At 66.9% G+C, this 17,507-nt stretch carries 16 protein-coding genes; 10 read left to right on the top strand and 6 right to left on the bottom strand.

Annotated features, from left to right (window positions below):
* Positions 1–11 precede the first annotated feature (11 nt).
* The 3 genes from CUJ89_RS35110 to argE are packed head-to-tail and all read left to right on the top strand — an operon-like array spanning position 12 to position 2,291.
* Entirely contained in the window at positions 12–449 is a 438-nt protein-coding gene (locus tag CUJ89_RS35110) for a RidA family protein (RefSeq protein WP_114182032.1), read from the top strand.
* Between the two features lie 8 nt (positions 450–457).
* A complete protein-coding gene (locus CUJ89_RS35105; RefSeq protein WP_114182031.1) occupies positions 458–1,135 on the top strand; it encodes a DUF1028 domain-containing protein in 678 nt (225 codons plus the stop codon).
* Complete coding sequence (gene argE, locus CUJ89_RS35100; protein WP_114182030.1) at positions 1,128–2,291, top strand: acetylornithine deacetylase; 1,164 nt, start codon at positions 1,128–1,130, stop codon at positions 2,289–2,291. The genes CUJ89_RS35105 and argE overlap by 8 nt, the downstream gene beginning before the upstream one ends.
* A 100-nt stretch (positions 2,292–2,391) precedes the next feature.
* Here argE and CUJ89_RS35095 read toward each other — a convergent pair whose 3' ends face one another.
* A complete protein-coding gene (locus tag CUJ89_RS35095; protein WP_114182029.1) occupies positions 2,392–3,315 on the bottom strand; it encodes a LysR family transcriptional regulator in 924 nt (307 codons plus the stop codon).
* Between the two features lie 389 nt (positions 3,316–3,704).
* On the opposite strand from CUJ89_RS35095, the gene CUJ89_RS35090 reads away from it, so the two are divergent.
* The gene (locus CUJ89_RS35090; RefSeq protein ID WP_114182028.1) at positions 3,705–5,126 is read left to right on the top strand and encodes a purine-cytosine permease family protein; all 1,422 of its coding nucleotides are present in this window, start codon (positions 3,705–3,707) and stop codon (positions 5,124–5,126) included.
* A gap of 133 nt (positions 5,127–5,259) precedes the next feature.
* Here CUJ89_RS35090 and CUJ89_RS35085 read toward each other — a convergent pair whose 3' ends face one another.
* The 5 genes from CUJ89_RS35085 to CUJ89_RS35065 all read right to left on the bottom strand — a co-directional run bounded on the left by CUJ89_RS35085 (position 5,260) and on the right by CUJ89_RS35065 (position 13,405).
* Positions 5,260–7,539 carry an FdhF/YdeP family oxidoreductase gene (locus CUJ89_RS35085; protein WP_114182027.1) on the bottom strand — a complete coding sequence of 760 codons (2,280 nt, stop codon included), beginning with the start codon at positions 7,537–7,539 and terminating at the stop codon, positions 5,260–5,262.
* A gap of 125 nt (positions 7,540–7,664) precedes the next feature.
* Entirely contained in the window at positions 7,665–10,511 is a 2,847-nt protein-coding gene (locus tag CUJ89_RS35080) for an ATP-dependent Clp protease ATP-binding subunit (RefSeq protein WP_114182026.1), read from the bottom strand.
* Positions 10,512–11,155: 644 nt separating this feature from the next.
* Positions 11,156–11,425 carry a hypothetical protein gene (locus CUJ89_RS35075; RefSeq protein ID WP_114182025.1) on the bottom strand — a complete coding sequence of 90 codons (270 nt, stop codon included), beginning with the start codon at positions 11,423–11,425 and terminating at the stop codon, positions 11,156–11,158.
* Positions 11,426–11,529: 104 nt separating this feature from the next.
* The gene (locus CUJ89_RS35070; protein ID WP_114182024.1) at positions 11,530–12,345 is read right to left on the bottom strand and encodes a family 1 encapsulin nanocompartment shell protein; all 816 of its coding nucleotides are present in this window, start codon (positions 12,343–12,345) and stop codon (positions 11,530–11,532) included.
* Positions 12,338–13,405: a Dyp-type peroxidase gene (locus CUJ89_RS35065; RefSeq protein ID WP_114182023.1), complete on the bottom strand. Its 1,068-nt coding sequence runs from the start codon at positions 13,403–13,405 to the stop codon at positions 12,338–12,340. Before CUJ89_RS35065 ends, CUJ89_RS35070 begins: the two co-directional genes overlap by 8 nt.
* Positions 13,406–13,782: 377 nt before the next feature.
* On the opposite strand from CUJ89_RS35065, the gene CUJ89_RS35060 reads away from it, so the two are divergent.
* From CUJ89_RS35060 to CUJ89_RS35035, 6 genes are all read left to right on the top strand, one after another.
* Positions 13,783–14,127 (top strand): helix-turn-helix domain-containing protein, encoded by a 345-nt coding sequence (locus CUJ89_RS35060; RefSeq protein WP_114182022.1) that lies wholly within the window; start codon positions 13,783–13,785, stop codon positions 14,125–14,127.
* Positions 14,124–14,573 carry a phosphate-starvation-inducible protein PsiE gene (locus CUJ89_RS35055; RefSeq protein ID WP_114182021.1) on the top strand — a complete coding sequence of 150 codons (450 nt, stop codon included), beginning with the start codon at positions 14,124–14,126 and terminating at the stop codon, positions 14,571–14,573. Before CUJ89_RS35060 ends, CUJ89_RS35055 begins: the two co-directional genes overlap by 4 nt.
* A gap of 53 nt (positions 14,574–14,626) precedes the next feature.
* On the top strand, positions 14,627–14,824 hold the full coding sequence (locus CUJ89_RS35050) for a hypothetical protein (protein WP_114182020.1): 198 nt from the start codon (positions 14,627–14,629) through the stop codon (positions 14,822–14,824).
* A gap of 117 nt (positions 14,825–14,941) precedes the next feature.
* Positions 14,942–15,397 (top strand): DUF1269 domain-containing protein, encoded by a 456-nt coding sequence (locus CUJ89_RS35045; RefSeq protein ID WP_114182019.1) that lies wholly within the window; start codon positions 14,942–14,944, stop codon positions 15,395–15,397.
* A 36-nt stretch (positions 15,398–15,433) separates the two neighbouring features.
* The gene (locus CUJ89_RS35040) at positions 15,434–15,682 is read left to right on the top strand and encodes a hypothetical protein (RefSeq protein WP_114182018.1); all 249 of its coding nucleotides are present in this window, start codon (positions 15,434–15,436) and stop codon (positions 15,680–15,682) included.
* Between the two features lie 383 nt (positions 15,683–16,065).
* A complete protein-coding gene (locus CUJ89_RS35035; protein ID WP_114182017.1) occupies positions 16,066–17,490 on the top strand; it encodes a PLP-dependent aminotransferase family protein in 1,425 nt (474 codons plus the stop codon).
* The last annotated feature ends 17 nt before the right edge of the window (positions 17,491–17,507 follow it).

The following is a 17,507-nucleotide window of genomic DNA, read 5'->3' as shown; positions in this document are numbered from 1 at the left end:
GAAGGACCTCGATGAGCCAACCTACCCATACGCGTATCCGCATGTTCAACACGAAGGATACTTACCCGAACCAGACGCTCGACAACGACCTGTGCCAGGCCGTGCGGGCCGGCAACACCGTGTACGTGCGCGGCCAGGTCGGCACCGATTTCGACGGCAAGCTGATCGGCCTCGGCGATCCGCGCGCGCAGGCCGAGCAGGCGATGAAGAACGTCAAGCAGCTGCTGGAGGAAGCCGGCAGCGACATCACGCACATCGTGAAGACGACGACCTACCTGATCGACCCGCGTTATCGCGAGCCCGTGTACCAGGAAGTCGGCAAGTGGCTGAAGGGCGTCTATCCGATCTCGACGGGGCTCGTCGTGTCGGCGCTCGGCCAGCCGCAGTGGCTGATGGAGATCGACGTGATCGCGGTGATCCCGGACAACTGGCAGCCGAACCGCGCATAGGAGGCGACATGACTTTCTCCATCGTCGGGCGTTGCCCGGAGACGGGCCAGCTCGGGATCGCGATCAGCTCGTCGAGCATCGCGGTGGGCGCGCGCTGCCCGTGGGTGCGCGCGGGCGTCGGCGCAGTCGCGACGCAGAACATCACGCTGCCGGCGCTCGGTCCGCAGATCCTCGACCTGATCGAGCACGAGCAGCTCGCGCCGGCCGCTGCGCTCGACCGCGCGCTGAGCGCGAACGGCTGGAGCCAGTACCGGCAGGTCACGGTGATCGACGGGCAGGGGCAGACGGCGTGCTTCACCGGCAAGGAAGCGCTTGGCACGCACCATGCGGTGAAGGGCGAGCAATGCGTGGCGGCCGGCAACCTGCTGGCCGCACCGGCCGTGATCGATGCGATGGTGCGCGCGTTCGAACAGGCGCCCGGCCTGCTCGCCGATCGCCTGCTGGCCGCGATGCACGCGGCGATGGCGGCCGGCGGCGAGGCGGGGCCGGTCCATTCGGCGGCGCTGAAGGTGGCCGGCGACGTGACCTGGCCGATCGTCGACCTGCGTGTCGACTGGGCCGACGCCGATCCCATCGGGCAGCTCGATGCGCTGTGGCAAGCGTATCGTCCGCAGATGCAGGACTACCAGGCGCGCGCGCTGAACCCGACCACCGCGCCGAGCTACGGAGTGCCGGGCGATGAGTGACACGTCGAGCCGCGCGTTGCTCGAACGGCTGATCGGTTTCGCGACGGTCAGCCGTGATTCGAACCTCGAGATGATCGAATTCATCCGCGACTATCTCGACGGGTTCGGCGTATCGAGCGAACTGTTCTACAACGCGAAACGCACGAAGGCGAGCCTGTTCGCGACGATCGGGCCGCGCGATCGCGGTGGCATCGCGCTGTCGGGCCATACCGACGTGGTGCCGGTCGACGGGCAGGCGTGGACGGTCGAGCCATTCCGGCTGACCGAACGCGATGGTCGTCTGTACGGCCGCGGCACGGCCGACATGAAGGGCTTTATCGCGTCGGTGCTTGCGGCCGTGCCGGTATTTGTCGCGCGGCCGCTGCGCGAGCCCGTGCACCTCGCGTTCTCGTACGACGAGGAGGTCGGCTGTCTTGGTGTGCGGCCGATGCTCGAAGCACTGGCCGCGCGCGAGCATCGCCCGCGCCTGTGCCTGATCGGTGAGCCGACCGAACTGAAGCCGGTGCTCGGTCACAAGGGCAAGCTTGCGATGCGCTGCCACGTGAAGGGCGCCGCGTGTCATTCTGCGTACGCGCCGTACGGGGTGAACGCGATCGACTACGCGGCGAAGCTGATCGGCCGGCTCGGCGAGATCGGCGCGGCGCTTGCGCGGCCGGAGCATCACGACAACCGCTTCGATCCGCCGTTCTCGACCGTGCAGACGGGGCTGATCAAGGGCGGCCGCGCGCAGAACATCGTGCCGGCCGAATGCGAGTTCGATTTCGAGGTGCGCGCGCTGCCGGATTTCGATCCCGACGACGTACCGAAGAAACTGCAGGATTATGCGGAATCCGAACTGTTGCCGAGGATGCGCGCGGTGCAGCCGGATACCGATATCCGCTTGCAGTCGCTGGGCGCGTATCCGGGGCTGGCGACCGCGCCCGACAGCGAAGCCGCGCGCCTGCTGGCGATGCTGACCGGGTCAGACGCATTCGGCACGGTGGCGTTCGGCACGGAGGGCGGGCTGTTCGGCCAGGCCGGCATTCCGACGGTGGTGTGCGGGCCGGGCAGCATGGACCAAGGGCACAAACCCGACGAGTTCGTGACGCTCGATCAGTTGCATGGCTGCGACGCGATGCTGCGACGTTTGGCCGACCATCTGTCCGCGGCCGCCTGACCGGATCGCTGCAAGCTCCAAGCCACGAATCGAATCGAAAAGCACGCGCCCCGTCTGGAGCGCGTGCTTTTTGCTGTTTGGGCGTGACGCCGGCCTCCCGCTATCGCAGCAACGCCGCGTTGATCTCCGCGAGCCGCTCGCGACAAAAATCGACGAACGACTGCGCCTGCTTGGTCAGTTGCCCGCGTTTCAGCCGAGCGCTGACGAGCCCCGACGGACTGACGGTTTCGCTGAGGCCGATCGTCACGACGCGCCGGCCATCATACGTGTATTCGGAATGCGGGCGCGTGACCAGCAACGAGAAGCCGAAGCCCTGGCCGACCATCCCGCGCACCATCTCGATCGACGGCGACGCGAACACGATGTTGGGCGTGAGCCCGAGCTCGTGAAACAGGCTGACGAAGTACGTGCGGCTCGGCTGCACATCGAGCAGGATCATCGGCTCGACGCTGAGATCGCGCAGCGACACCTGCGCCTGACCCGCGAACCGGTGGTCCTCCGGCAGCAGCACGTACGGCTGCTGCGGCGGCATCAGCGGCTCGGTCTCGATCGTGCCGTCGAGATCGTGGTCGTACAGGAACGCGAGATCGAACGAACCAGCCGTCAACCCTTGCACGAGTTCCTGCTGGTCGCCGTCTCGCAGTCGGATGTTGACGCCCGGATAGCGTTCGCGAAAGCCTGCGATCAGTTGCGGCAGATAGAGCGGCGCGACCGTCTCGAAGCAGCCGATGTCGATCTGCCCGGTGACGACGTCGTTGTCGGCGAGCGCATTCTGTTCGAATTCGTGCGCAATGCGCAGCAGTTCCTGCGCCTTCCGGTAGAAGCGCGTGCCGCTCGGCGTCAGCGACACGCCCTGCGCGTGATGACGGATGAACAGCTTCACGCCGAAGCTTTCTTCGAGCCCCTTGATCGCGCTGGAGATCGACGGCTGCGCGATGAAGAGTTGGCGCGACGCCTCGGCCACGCTGCCGGATTCGACCGTCGTCACGAAGTATTTCAGTTGCCGCAAAGTGTAGTGAGCCACACGCACCTCTGATGCCCGGCCCACGGCGAGCGGCCGCGGGCGCAATCTGTCCATGGTTTTGCGTAGCACCTTACCTGAAGAAGCCTGAGGCCGGAATTTCCGCTGCAGAGCTTTTTCGTATGTCCCGAAAATATTTTTAGTATTTCTCCGTCGCGCCAACCGGGGTGCACCATCGCCTCCAACCTGGATCACGACGAAGCCGTGCACGCGCCGGCGGGACATGTCATCCGTCCCCGCATGCCGTGCATTGACCGCTTCGGCCGACACCGCCGCGCGAGCACGCGGCGCGTCGTCGCTCGCGTATCCGGACCCGATTGCAGGCGCGCACACCGTCGCGCGCCGGCTGACACGGCAAGCGCGCATCGCCGCGCAGGACAGGAGACATCGCCATGACAAACGTGGACCGCAACGCGTCCCCGATGATAGAGAAACACACGATCGGCTACGTGCCGCCCGCGGATCGGCACGGCAAGGTGCGCGACCTGTTCACGCTCTGGTTCGGCGGCAATATCGCGCCGCTGCCGATCGTGACCGGCGCGCTCGGCGTGCAGCTCTTCCACCTGAACCTGATGTGGGGGATCGTCGCGATCGTCGTCGGCCAGGCCGTCGGCGGCGTGCTGATGGCGCTGCATTCGGCGCAGGGGCCGCAGATGGGCATCCCGCAGATGATCCAGAGCCGTGCGCAGTTCGGTTCGTGGGGCGCGCTGCTCGTCACGGTGATCGCGGCGGTGATGTACGTCGGCTTCTTCGCGTCGAACATCGTGCTCGCCGGCAAATCGGTGCACGGCATCGCGTCGTCGGTGCCGGTGCCCGTCGGCATCGTGATCGGCGCGGTGGGCTCGGGGCTGATCGGCATCGTCGGCTACCGGTTCATCCACATCCTGAACCGCATCGGCACGTGGGTGCTCGGCATCGGCATTCTCGTCGGCTTCTGGACGATCCTCACGCACGTGACGACCGACGATTTCCTGACGCGCGGCGGCTTCGACTTCGCGGGCTGGCTCGCGACGGTGTCGCTGTCGGCGCTGTGGCAGATCGCGTTCGCACCGTACGTGTCGGACTATTCGCGCTATCTGCCGGAGAATGTCGGTGTCGCGTCGACGTTCTGGGCGACCTATCTCGGTTGCACGATCGGCTCGACGCTCGCGTTCATCTTCGGCGCGGTCGCGGTGCTCGCGGTGCCGGCCGGCGCAGACACGATGGACGCGGTCAAGCAGGCGACCGGCCCGCTCGGCCCGCTGATGCTGGTGCTGTTCCTGCTGAGCGTGATCAGCCACAACGCGCTGAACCTGTACGGCGCGGTGCTCGCGGTGATCACGTCGGTGCAGACGTTCGCCTACCAGTGGATTCCCACCGCGAAGGCGCGCGCGGTGGTGTCGGTCGTGATCTTCGTCGCGTGCTGCTACGCGGCGATCGGCGCGTCGACGAACTTCGTCGGCAACCTCGTCGATCTCGTGCTCGCGCTGCTTGTCGTGCTGGTGCCGTGGACAGCCATCAACCTGATCGATTTCTACGTGATCCACAAGGGCAAGTACGACATCAAGTCGATCTTCATGGTGGATGGCGGAATCTACGGACGCTTCAATCCGCAGGCGCTGCTCGCGTACGCGATCGGCATCCTCGTGCAGATTCCGTTCATGAACACGCCGATGTATGCGGGCCCGATTCCCGCGCATCTCGGCGGCGCGGACCTGTCGTGGGTGGTCGGGCTGGTGCTGACGTCGCCGCTGTACTACTGGCTCGCGACGCGCGACAGCGCGTATCGGCGTCGGCAGACCGGTGCGCATTTGCCGCCGACGGCGGCGCGGTAAGCGGCGCGCTTTTAGAAGTAGCGAAGGAAGGGTGGGGCCACCGCACCGGTTGCGATGCGGTGGCGTGCGGAGGAGATTCGGCAGGTAAAGGGCAGGCTCGCGGCGGGTGACGCGTCGCAAGCCTGCCCGTGCATCAGACGACTGCCGAGCGCGCGACGCGAACCGGCACCGACTTGTACGACGGTGTGCCGCTTTCCTTGTCGATGTAGTCGAGCGGCACGAGCACGTTCGCTTCCGGGTAGTACGCGCCGACCGAACCCGGCGCGATGTCGTACTCGATGGCTGTGATCTTCTCGAGACGCAGCGTCCGGCCCGACGCGGTGATCGTCTCGATGTCGACGAGGTCGCCGTGTTCGAGCCCGTACTTCGCGAGATCCGCCGGGTTCATGAACAGCACGTCGCGCCGCCCGAACACGCCGCGATAGCGGTCGTCGAGCCCGTAGATCGTCGTGTTGTACTGGTCGTGGCTGCGCAGTGTGATCAGCCGCAGCACCTGCTCGCCGCCGAGCACTTCCGCGTCTTCCGCGACGCCCTTGTACACCGAGAACATCGCCTTGCCGGTCGCCGTGGGCCACACGCGCTCGGTGGGCGGCAGCGGCAGGCGGAAGCCGCCCGGCGTGCGGATGCGCGCGTTGAACGCCTCGAAGCCGGACACCGTGCGGTCGATCAGGTCGCGGATGCGGTCGTAGTCGGCGATCAGGTCGAGCCACGCGACCTTGCTGTTCGGCAGCGTCGCATGCGCGATCCCCGCGACGATCGCGGGTTCCGAGCGCAACTGGTCGGACGCCGGCTTGAGCTTGCCGGCCGATGCGTGGACCATCGACATCGAATCCTCGACGGTGATCGACTGCCGGCCGCTCGCCTGCATGTCGAGCTCGGTGCGGCCGAGCACGGGCAGGATGAAGGTTTCCTTCCCGACCAGCAGGTGCGACCGGTTCAGCTTCGTGCCGAGATGCACGCTCAGGTCGAGCTTGGCCATCGCCGGGAACGACAGCTCGGGATCGGGCAGCGCGACCGCGAAGTTGCCGCCGAGGCACAGCAGCGCCTTCGCACTGCCGTCGACCATCGCCTGCATCGCCTGCACGGCGTCGTGTCCGTGATGCGCGGGCGGCGTGAAGCCGCACACGTCCTCGATCTTCTTCAGGAATTCGGCCGACGGTTTTTCGGTGATGCCGACCGTGCGGTTGCCCTGCACGTTTGAATGGCCGCGCAGCGGGCAGACGCCGGCGCCGGGCTTGCCGATGTTGCCGCGCATCAGCAGCAGGTCGGCGATCAGGCGCACGGTTGCCGTGCCCTTGTTGTGCTGCGTGACGCCCATCCCGTACGTGATGATCGTCGCGTTCGACTTCGCATACGCGAGCGCGACCTGTTCGAGCTGCGCCTGGCTGAGGCCGCTCGCGCGCTCGATATCGTCCCACGACGTGGCCTGCAGGTCGGTCGAGAACGCGTCGAAGCCGTCGGTATGCTGTGCGATGAAGTCGCGGTCGAGTACGTCGCCGCGCTCGGCTTCGAGCTGCAGCAGCGCTTTCATGATGCCCTTCAGCGCGGCCGCGTCGCCACCCGCGTCGACCTGGTAGTACGTCGACGCGATCCGCGTCGAGCCGAACGACGCCATCTCGATCATGTCCTGCGGATCCGCGAAGCGTTCGAGCGCGCGCTCGCGCAGCGGATTGAACACGATGATGGGCACGTTGCGCCGCGCGCACTCGTGCAGCGTGCCCATCATCCGCGGGTGGTTGGTGCCGGGGTTGTGGCCGATCGAGATGATCAGCTCGCACTGGTCGAAATCCTCCAGCGACACAGTGCCCTTGCCGATGCCGATCGACTGCGGCAAGCCGACGCTGGTCGGCTCGTGGCACATGTTCGAGCAGTCGGGGAAGTTGTTGGTGCCGAGCTCGCGCGCGAACAGCTGGTACAGGTACGCGGCTTCGTTGGACGCACGGCCCGACGTATAGAACTCGACCTGCTCGGGCGGCAGCGCGCGCAGCACTTCGCCGATGCGCGCGAACGCGTCGTCCCATTCGATTGCCTTGAACGTATCGGTCGCGCGATCGTAGACGAGCGGATGCGTGAGCCGGCCCATGTTCTCCAGTTCGTAGTCCGACATGCGCAGCAGCGACGACACGGTGTTCGCCGTGAAGTACTCGGGCGTCACGCGCTTGGTGGTTGCTTCCCACGTGACGGCCTTCGCGCCGTTCTCGCAGAACTGGAACGTCGACTTGTGTTCCTTGTCGGGCCAGGCGCAGCCCGGGCAGTCGAAGCCGTCGGGCTGGTTGGTCCGCATCAGCACGATCGGCGCCTCGATGGTTTCCATCTGCGTGCGCACCGCGTCGGCTGTCGCGCGAAGCGCGCCCCAACCACCGGCGGGCCCATCGTACTTCCTGATGCCTGGCACTTCGCGTCGATTTGTCATGTGAGTCTCCATGAGCCGGGCCCGTGGCGGGTGGCTCGGGTTGCGCCGTGTCGCGGCGTGGGACGGCTCCGTCGCGTGGACGGAGCCGGTCATGCGTGCCCCGGGGTTGCAGGGCAGGCGGGGTTTCAGGGCGTGTCCTTCTTCGCGCCGGACGACTTCTTGCCGGACGGTTTCGCGGCGGGCGGCGGCACGTCGGCGGGCGTATCGCCGGCCTTCGCGTCGCCAGCTTTCCCGTCGCCGGACGCCTTGGCCGCCTTGCCGTTCACCTTCGCCTTGCCGTCGGCGTCCTTCTTCGCCTCCTTCGCGTCAGGCGCAGCGATCTTGTCGAACTTCACTTCGTCGCTGTCCTTGTCGTAGTCGACCTTGACGCGATCGCCGGACGTCAGCCGGTCGGCGAGGATCTCCTTCGCGAGCTTGGTCTCGATGGTCTGGCGGATCTGGCGCTTCAGCTCGCGCGCGCCGAACTCCGGCTGGTAGCCGGCTTCGGTCAGGTGCTCGACGAGCGCATCGCCCATCACGAGCGCGATGTCCTGCGCAGCGGCGGTACGCACCACGCGGTCGAGCTGGATCTGCACGATCGCGCGGATGTTCTCCTTCGACAGCGCGTGGAAGACGATCACCTCGTCGATCCGGTTCAGGAACTCGGGGCGGAAGTGGCCCTTCAGCACCTGCATCAGTTCGTCGCGGAGCGCCTTGTCGGTCTTGCGCGCGGCTTCCGGCTGCGTCAGGTTGTCCATGATGATCGCGGCGCCGAGGTTGCTCGTCGCGATGATGATCGTGTTGCTGAAGTCGACCACGCGGCCCTTGCCGTCGGTCAGGCGGCCGTCGTCGAACACCTGCAGCAGCACGTTGTACACATCCGGATGCGCCTTTTCTATCTCGTCGAGCAGGATCACGCTGTACGGGCGGCGCCGCACGCGCTCGGTGAGCTGGCCACCTTCGTCGTAGCCGACGTAGCCGGGCGGCGCGCCGATCAGCCGCGCGACCGCGTGCCGTTCCATGTACTCGGACATGTCGATGCGGATGATCGACTGCTCGTCGCCGAACACGGTCTCGGCCAGCGCCTTCGCGAGCTCGGTCTTGCCGACGCCCGTCGGCCCGAGGAACAGGAACGTCGCGATCGGCCGGTGCGTCTGGCCGAGCCCCGCGCGCGACAGCCGCACGGCATCGCTGACGGCCACTACCGCGTCGCTCTGGCCGACCACACGCTCGCGCAACTGCTCTTCCATCTTCAGCAGCTTCTGGCGTTCTTCCTGCGTGAGTTCGGACACCGGGATGCCGGTCAGGCGCGACACGACCTCCGCCACCGCCTCGACCGTCACCTCGAGCGTCTCGGAGCCGGTCTTGCGCTGCCACGCCTCCATCATCTCGTCGACCGTCTTCTGCTTCGCGTTGATCTGCTCCTCGAACTGCTTCGCTTCGTCGAAGCGCTTGCGCGACGTTGCGTAGTCCTGCTCGCGCTTCAGTTGTGCGATCTGCGCTTCGCCTTCCTGGATAGCGACCGGGCGCGACGTCGCGCCGATTCGCACGCGCGCGGCGGCCTGGTCGATCAGGTCGATCGCCTTGTCGGGCAGGAAGCGCGACGTGATGTAGCGGTCGGCGAATTCGGCGGCCGCGACGAACGCGTCGTCGGCGAACGTCACCTGGTGGTGTGCCTCGAGGCTGTCGCGCAGCCCGCGCAGGATCACGATCGTCTGCTCGACGCTAGGCTCCGGCACGAACACCGGCTGGAAGCGCCGTTCTAGCGCCGCGTCCTTCTCGATGTACTTCTGGTATTCGTTGAGCGTCGTCGCGCCGATCAGGCTCAGTTCGCCGCGCGCGAGCGCGGGCTTCAGCACGTTCGCGATATCGAGGCCGCCTTCGCCGCCGCCCTGGCCCGCGCCGACAATCGTGTGCAGCTCGTCGATGAACAGGATCAGTTCGCTCTGCTTCGCAGTCACTTCGTCGATCAGCTGCTTGGCGCGCTCCTCGAATTCGCCGCGATACTTCGCGCCGGCCACCATCGAGTTGATGTTGACTTCGACGAGCCGCTTGCCGCGCAGCACCTCGGGCACGTCGCCGTTGACGATCCGCTGCGCGAGCCCTTCGACGATCGCGGTCTTGCCGACGCCCGGCTCGCCGATCAGCACCGGGTTGTTCTTCTTGCGGCGCGCGAGCACCTCGATCGTGCTCTCGATTTCCTGCGCGCGGCCGAGCACCGGGTCGAGCTTGCCCTGGCGCGCGATCGCGGTGAGGTCGCGGCCGAACTTGTCGAGGTTCGGCGTGCCGGTCGGCGCATCGACGCGGCCGTCCTCCGCGCCCTTGCCGACCACCTTCACGACCTTCTGGCGCAACGCTTCGGGCGTTACGCCGTATTTCTTCAGCAGCGTGCCGGCGATGCTGTCCGTCACCGACGCGAGCCCGATCAGCAGGTGCTCGGGGCCGATATACGAGTGGCCGAGATCGCGCGACGCCTGGAACGCGTATTGCACGGCCTTCTTCACGCGCGGCGAGATCGACAGCTTGTCGAGCGGCGCGTCGGGGGCGGCCGTGCCGGTGTGCGCATGCTCGTCGATGTACGATTTGATGTCCTGCGGCGACAGCTTCAGTTCCTTCAGCAGCGCGGCGCACACGTCGGTGTCCGCGAGCGCGTAGAGCAGGTGTTCGGTGTCGAGCTCGCTGCGGCGCAACTCGTGCGCCTTTTCGGCCGCGCGCTGCAGCAGTTCCAGCGTCTGTTCGCTGAACGCGTCGGTCGGGTCGACCGATTCGCGCGGAATCTCGGCGAGCGGCGATTCGTCGTCGAGCCCGCCGAACAGCGAGGGCGGGCCGCCACCGCCCAGCAGCGAATCGAACGGATTCAGCATGCTCTGGTGCCGCATCAACTGACGGAAGTGGTAGTCGCAGATCGAGATCGTCTTGCGCTCGCCGTCCTGCATCACGGTTGCGCGCGCGACGGCCGGTCGGGCGTGGCAGATATCGCAAAGTGCGGGCATGGTGGTCTGGCTCCTGTCGGTGAAGGTGGGTCGAAGGGTGAAGTCCCGATGCGGTGCGGCGCTCGCGCGTCCCGACTGCGAACACGCGACCGCCATGCGCAGCACGGCGGCGCGCGTGCCGCGCCCACGCAGTCGCGCAGCGCGCGCCGGCGTGGCACACGGTCGCGGTCGGGGCGGGAAGCGCGAGTGCTGCGAGGAGCCCACGGCATCGCTTCGACTGCGTTCAAAATAGCGAATCGGCGAGGGTCATCCAAGACACAGTTCCACACCGGGCCGACTGCGAATTGCACCCTCACATGCGCGTGCGCACGGGGGGCAAGGAGTACAGACGGGCGCGCACGCGGCGGCGCGGGCGTGCGCAGCATGCGTGGCACGCGGTGGCAGGAAGCAGGGAGGCGCGGAACGCGGACGGATCGCGGTGCGACATCGGCGCGCAGGGCGCCGGTTGCCGGCAAACGGACGGCGATGCAGGAGGGCAAACGCGGCAAAAGTGCCGCAGTGTGAGCGCATGCGCCGGTGGCGGGCGCAAGCCGGTCACATCCTGCCGCGCGCGCAGCGTGGCCGATGCGTGCCGTGGGGCCGGCGACGGAGCGGGCGGGTTGCACGGTACGGGCCGGACATGGCGCAACCGTGGTGAACGGGCGTCAACCGTCGAATTTCATCGCGAGCCGCTGCCGGGCGATCTGCTTCACGTCGGTCGAGAGTGTCGCATTCGGCAGACCATTGGCCCAGACGGAGAACGAATCCTCGATCAGGTTGCGCGTGTCGGGCGGCAACTCGGCCAGCAGCAACGACACGACGGTAAACAGCACGGCGGTGTCGCCGGCCTGGCTGCCCGCGTTCGCATCGACCGTCTTCTTCAGGCTGTCGACCGACGCTTGCAGCGCCTGCAGTGCATCATTCGTATCGCTCATGACATTCTCCATGCAAGATGGGTTCGATCGGCGACGAACATGCGGCCGGCGGCGCGGCCGGTCGCGCGCGACGCCCGGCGGGCATCGCGCGCAGGCAACCGGGGTCAGGCCGCCGGATTGGCCTGCGGCGCCACGGCCACCGATGCTTCGCTCGTCAGCATCAGGAACGTGAACGTTTCGCGCAGGTACAGGCGGACGACCTTGTCGGTATGGCTCGTGTAGCCGATCGATACGTCTTCCCCGAGGTGCAGCTCATAATCGCCGCCGCGCGTGGACAGCACGCAGCCGCCGCTGATCGCCGGCGCCCAGATGATCTCGCCGCTGACGATGCGCTTGATGTGGCCGAGGACCGGATAGCCCTGGTCGCGCGCTTCGCTGAGCGCCGTGTACGCGTCCGAGCCGAGCACCACCGAGTACGGGCCGTCCACGCCCGCGAGGCGCAGCGCCTCGAGTGCGTCGCTGATCGCGTCCGGGTACGCGCCGACGTCCGCCGGCAGCGTGAGCTTGCGGTTCGACGTGCCTTCGCGGATGCCGACGATGCCGGCGGCCAGGTAGCCGTCGAAAATCGCGTTGTCTTCGGCGAACGCGAGCCGCTGCGCGGCGTCCTTCGCCGGTTGCCAGTCGGCGTCGCGCGCACCGCGCTCGACGCTGTCGATCGCATCGCGGCTCAGCTCGAACGGCACCGTCAGCTCGACGATCGTGCGGACTTCGCGCAGCCGTGCGCTCACGTGCTCGCGCGGCGCGGCGACCTCCACCAGGTGCCCGGTGCCGACGGCCGACAACTCGGGGCCCTCGGGGCCGTCGACGTCGACGACGCGGCGGCCGGCCACCGATCGTTTGAAGGTGCGCGCCACTTCCTCCTCGATTTGTTCCCAGGCGGACGAGGAGACGGGGGCGAGTTCGCGGTGCAGGTTATTCATAGGCTTGGGTCCCTTTCAGCGATCCGATTTTCAGCGAGCCGTCGCGATGCGGCGCGGACGACGAGGATTCCGGTTGCGCGACGTCGGCGGCCGGCGCCGCGCGATCGGCGAGCGCCTCGAGCAGGTCGGCCGACGGCACGAAGAACAGCGAGCCGGTGACGGCGCGGCTGTAGTCGAGCAGGCGGTCGTAGTTGCCGGGTGGGCGGCCGACGAACATGTTCTCGAGCATCTGCTCGATCGGTGCCGGCGAGCGCGCATAGCCGATGAAATAGGTGCCGAATTCGCCGGCGCCCGGGCGCCCGAACGGCATGTTGTCGCGCAGGATCTTCACTTCCTGGCCGTTCTCGTCGAGCGTGGTCAGCGAGCTGTGCGACGACGACGGCTTCACGTCCGGCGCGAGCTCGATGTCGGACAGCTTGGTGCGGCCGATGATGCGCTCCTGCGTCTCGACCGCGAGCGCGTTCCAGCCGGCCATGTCGTGCAGGTACTTCTGCACGATCACGTAGCTGCCGCCCGTGAATGCCGCGTCTTCGTCGCCGATCACAGTGAAGTCGACCGCGTCGCGGCCTTCCGGGTTCTCGGTGCCGTCGACGAAGCCGATCATCGCGCGCTGGTCGAAATTGCGGAAGCCGTGCACCTCGTCGACCACCGTGACGGCTTCGCCGAGCGCGCCGAGCAGTTGCGTCGCGAGTTCGAAGCACAGGTCCATCGCGTCGGCGCGGATGTGCAGCAGGATGTCGCCCGGCGTCGCGACCGCGACGCGCTGCCCGGCGCCGAATTCGCGGAACGGATGCAGCGACGCGGGGCGCGGGTCGCCGAACAGCGCATTCCATGCGTCGGCGCCGAAGCCGCACACGCACGTCAGGTTGCCGCCCGGCACGCGCTTGCCGACCGAGCGCACGAGCGCGGCGATGTCGCCGCACCATGCACGGATCGTGTCGGCATGATCGGCACCGGGATTGATCGTCGCCACGAGGAAGATCGCGCTGCGCGTGATCGTGCTGTGAACGGCCTGGGAGAGCGGGGGAGGTGTCTGCATCGCGGCCTGCCGGTCAGTCATGTCGAGGCGGACGGGCCGCGGCTGCCGCGGCGCGCGAAGGCGAACGGTTGAACTGTGTCATGCGACTGTTCTCTTTGTGACATGCGGATGAAGGACGTTGCGCGGGCATCGCGCAACGGGCCGCAGCGGCGGCGGCCGGCCGCCCGGCGCGTGACCTGCCCGCACCGCGTAACGTCGTCGAGCATGCAATCTAGCAGCTTCGGCAGGTCTTTGGAACACGTATCGTCAATCTGTCATTCGAATGCGTCAAACAGGGCCGGATTTTGCGTCGGACCCGCGCAGCTGTACTCCTGGCGCCTGCGGCGCTGTGCTCTTGAGCGTGCGTGCCGCGTGCAGTAGATTAGGTCCCGCTGCGCCCGCGGACGAGGAGCGACATCATGAACCTGCTGGAAGCGATGCGTGTTTTTGTTGCGGTGGTCGAGCATGGCGGCCTGTCCGGCGCCGCGTCCGAATTGAAGCTCGACGAGGCGCAGGTGAGCGACCGGATCGATTGCCTCGAACGTTACCTCGGCTGTCGGCTGCTGCAGTGCCGCGTGCACGACGTCGCTTGCACGGACGCGGGCGTCGCGTTCCATGTGTGCTGCCGCCGGACGCTGTCCGCGGTCGAGCAGGCGATTGACTCGGCCGGTGCGCAAGCGCCGGATGCACACGACACCGCGCATTGCACCGATTTTCCGCCGCCCGGCGCCGCACGCGCATCATCACAGCGACTGTCACCTTGAATACGTCTACCGTTTCCTGTTCGCCCGCCGAGCGCATCCGTCGTCGCTTCGGTCATTTCCTTCACGCGGCCGAACTGGCCGGGCTGATCGTGATCGGGCTCGCGACCGCGTTCGCGATGATGCAGGAAGCGTGGAAGGTCGTGCTGGCGGGCGAGGTATCGCTGACGGACCTGCTGCTGATGTTCCTCTATCTGGAAGTGCTCGCGATGGACGTGCGCTATCTGCGGCTCGGCCGGCTGCCCGTGCGGTTTCCGCTGTTCATTGCGATGACGTCGCTCGCGCGCGACCTGATCCTGCGTGGCGCGACCGACAGCCCCGAGCGGATGCTGATGACGATGTTCGGGATCGTGCTGCTCGCGGTGGGCGTGCTGATCCTGAGTTTCGGCCAGCATCGCTTTCCGGCCGACGTCGACGATGTCGAGGACGATGTGCATGCGCGCAGATGACAGGCGAGCGGCATGCCGCGGTGCTATGCAATGTCTTTACAGGAGGGTGTCGGATGAGCACGCATTCCGTCGAAGCGGAGCAGGCGATCGAATTGCAGCATGCGGCGTCGGACGCGTACCGGCAGGCGCGCGACGCGCGTGACGCCGATACGGCACGCGCACGGGTGCCGTCCGTCGTCGCGATGCAGCAGGCGGCCGCGCACGCGTATGGGGATGCGGCCCGCGCACGTGCGGCGGCCACCGGCCTCTGAATCGAACACCGGGTTGCCGGCGCGCCGTGCGTGCCCGGTCCGAATCTGCTGCGCAGGACCGTCGCGCCGTACGGCGTGCGGCGGCCGCGCAGCCCATCTTCACGGGAGAGGTGTCGAATGACCAAGCAACTGATCGTCGCCGTGTTCGGCAGCGTCGAAACGGCCCGCCAGGCCGCGAACGATTTCGAGGCGCTATCGGAGAAGAATGAAGGATTCCACATCGAGAACGGCGTCGTCGTCGAAAAGGACGCGGCCGGCAAGCTCGCGGTGCTCGACGCCGAATCGCGGCCGTTCAAGGGTGGCCTGATCGGTGCGATCGCGGGCGGCCTGCTCGGGGTACTCGCCGGGCCGCTCGGCGTGGTCACCGGCATGGCGGCCGGCGCGGGCGCCGGCATCCTCGCGGAAGCGGCCGGCAACGCGCTGCTCGATGGCACCTTCGTCGAGACGGTGGCGGCGCGGCTCGTGCCCGGCAGCGTCGCGATCATTCTCGAGGCGAAGGAAGCCACGCCGTTCTCGGTCGACAACGTCGTGACGGGATTCGGCGGCAAGGTCTTCCGCCAGGCGCTCGACTGAGCGCGCCATTTTCGAACCGCTTCTCGGGAGAACAGCATGCGCATCGATCAATCGTACCGGCGCTTCGACATTGCGGCGACGCTGTCGCCGCTGCCCGGCAACCGCGCGCTCGCGACCGTCGACGTGACGACCGACGATCCGGCCCGCATCGCCGATCTCGGCACCGGCTATTTCCTGCAGATCAGGAAGTGGGTCGAGTCGAACGACATCGAGCTGCTGACGGTGGTGTTCGACGAGTGCAAGGTGGCGATCGACCACTATGCGGACAACGTCGACGACGCTTGAGTTCGCGCAGGCCCGCGCATCGCCGGGCCGACCACGCATCGCGTCGGCGCCGGCTGACGTCAATCAGAAATACAAAACGCCGGGCGACGATGCAGCACCGCGCGATCGCGTGGTGCCATGCCGTGGCATTTCAATCTGTTCACCACGTCGACCGAATTTGACGTTTGATCGTCAAACTGTCACTTACATTCGTCGAATTGAAGCAGTAGGATGCCGATCCTTGTCTTGATGGAATCCGCATTGCTATCCGCCTTCAATTTCGGTAACGGACGAGGCTCGAACCGGGACGCCCGCGGCCGGCCACGGCTATCCGGCTTCGTGCATCGGCGCGGCCGGAACGCCCATGCATTGCAGGTCGGTTCACCGCCGGCGGGGCGAGGCGGATGAAGCTCTACGAGAAATTTGCAAACGACATAGAGCGACTCATCCGGCAACGCGTGTATCGACACGGCGATCGTGTGCCGTCGGTGCGGCAGGCAAGCCAGCAGCACCGGATCAGCATCACGACCGTGCTGCATGCGTACCTGCTGCTCGAAAGCCGCGGGCTGCTGGAAAGCCGGCCGCAGTCGGGCTATTTCGTGAACCTGCGTCGCGACGACAGTCATGCGCCCGTGCGCGAGCTGCGGCCGTCGAAGCCGATCGCGATCTCGTCGTCGGTCGACGTGAGCCGGCTCGTGCTGTCGACGCTGCGCTCGATCGGCACGGACGACGCGGTGCCGCTCGGCTCGCCATATCCGGACCCGAGCCTGTTTCCGTTCGAGAAGCTGAACCGCTACGCATATGCGGCCGGCCGCGACAAGTCGCTGTGGGGCGTGACGGACGGGCTGCCGCCCGGCCATCCGCGGCTGATCCGGCAGATTGCGCGCCGCTACCTGGAAAACGGGATGTCGGTGGACCCGAACGAGATCATCGTGACGGTCGGCGCGACGGAGGCGATCAACCTGTGTTTGCAGGCGGTCGCGAAGCCGGGTGACACGATCGCGGTGGAATCGCCGACGTTCTACGCGATGCTGCATGCGATCGAGCGGATGGGGATGAAGGCGATCGAGGTCGCGACGCATCCGGAATACGGGATCGACATTGCGGCACTGGCCGCGATCGCGAAGTCGCAGCCGATCGCCGCGTGCATGGTGATGCCGAACTTCCAGAACCCGCTCGGCTTCCAGATGCCCGACGAGCGCAAGCGCGAACTGGTGGCGTTCGCAACGAAGGCCGACCTGCCGATCATCGAGAACGGCGTGTACAACGAACTGTACTTCGGCAACATGCATCCGAGCACGCTGAAGTCGTTCGACCGCGATGACATCGTTCTGCATTGCTCGTCGTTCTCGAAGAGCCTGACGGCCGCGTACCGGATCGGCTGGGCATTGCCGGGCCGCTATCGCGAACAGGTCGAGAAGCTGAAATTCCTGAACACGCTCGCGACGCCGTCGCTGCCGCAGCTTGCGATCGCGGAGTTTCTCGAACGGGACGGCTACGAGCATCACCTGCGGCGGATTCGCAAGGCGTATGCACAGCAGGCGAACCTGATGCGCACGATGGTGTCGCGGTTCTTTCCGGAAGGGACGCGCATTTCGACCCCGGCGGGCGGGTACGTGCTGTGGATCGAGCTGCCGGCACAGGTCGATGCGATGCGGTTGTACCAGCTCGCGCTGGAGCAGGGGATCACGATCGGGCCCGGCTACATGTTCTCGATCGCGGACAGCTACCGGAACTTCATCCGCCTGAACTACAGCAGCCCGTGGTCGCCGGAGATCGAGCGCGCGGTCGTCACCGTCGGCAAGCTCGCCGCGTCCTGCCTCGGTTGACCACGCGGCCAGGGCGC

It is taken from the genome of Burkholderia pyrrocinia (assembly GCF_003330765.1).
Classification (GTDB): domain Bacteria; phylum Pseudomonadota; class Gammaproteobacteria; order Burkholderiales; family Burkholderiaceae; genus Burkholderia; species Burkholderia pyrrocinia_B.
Note: the sequence above shows the minus strand (reverse complement) of the source record. Positions and strands in the feature narration are given on the sequence as shown.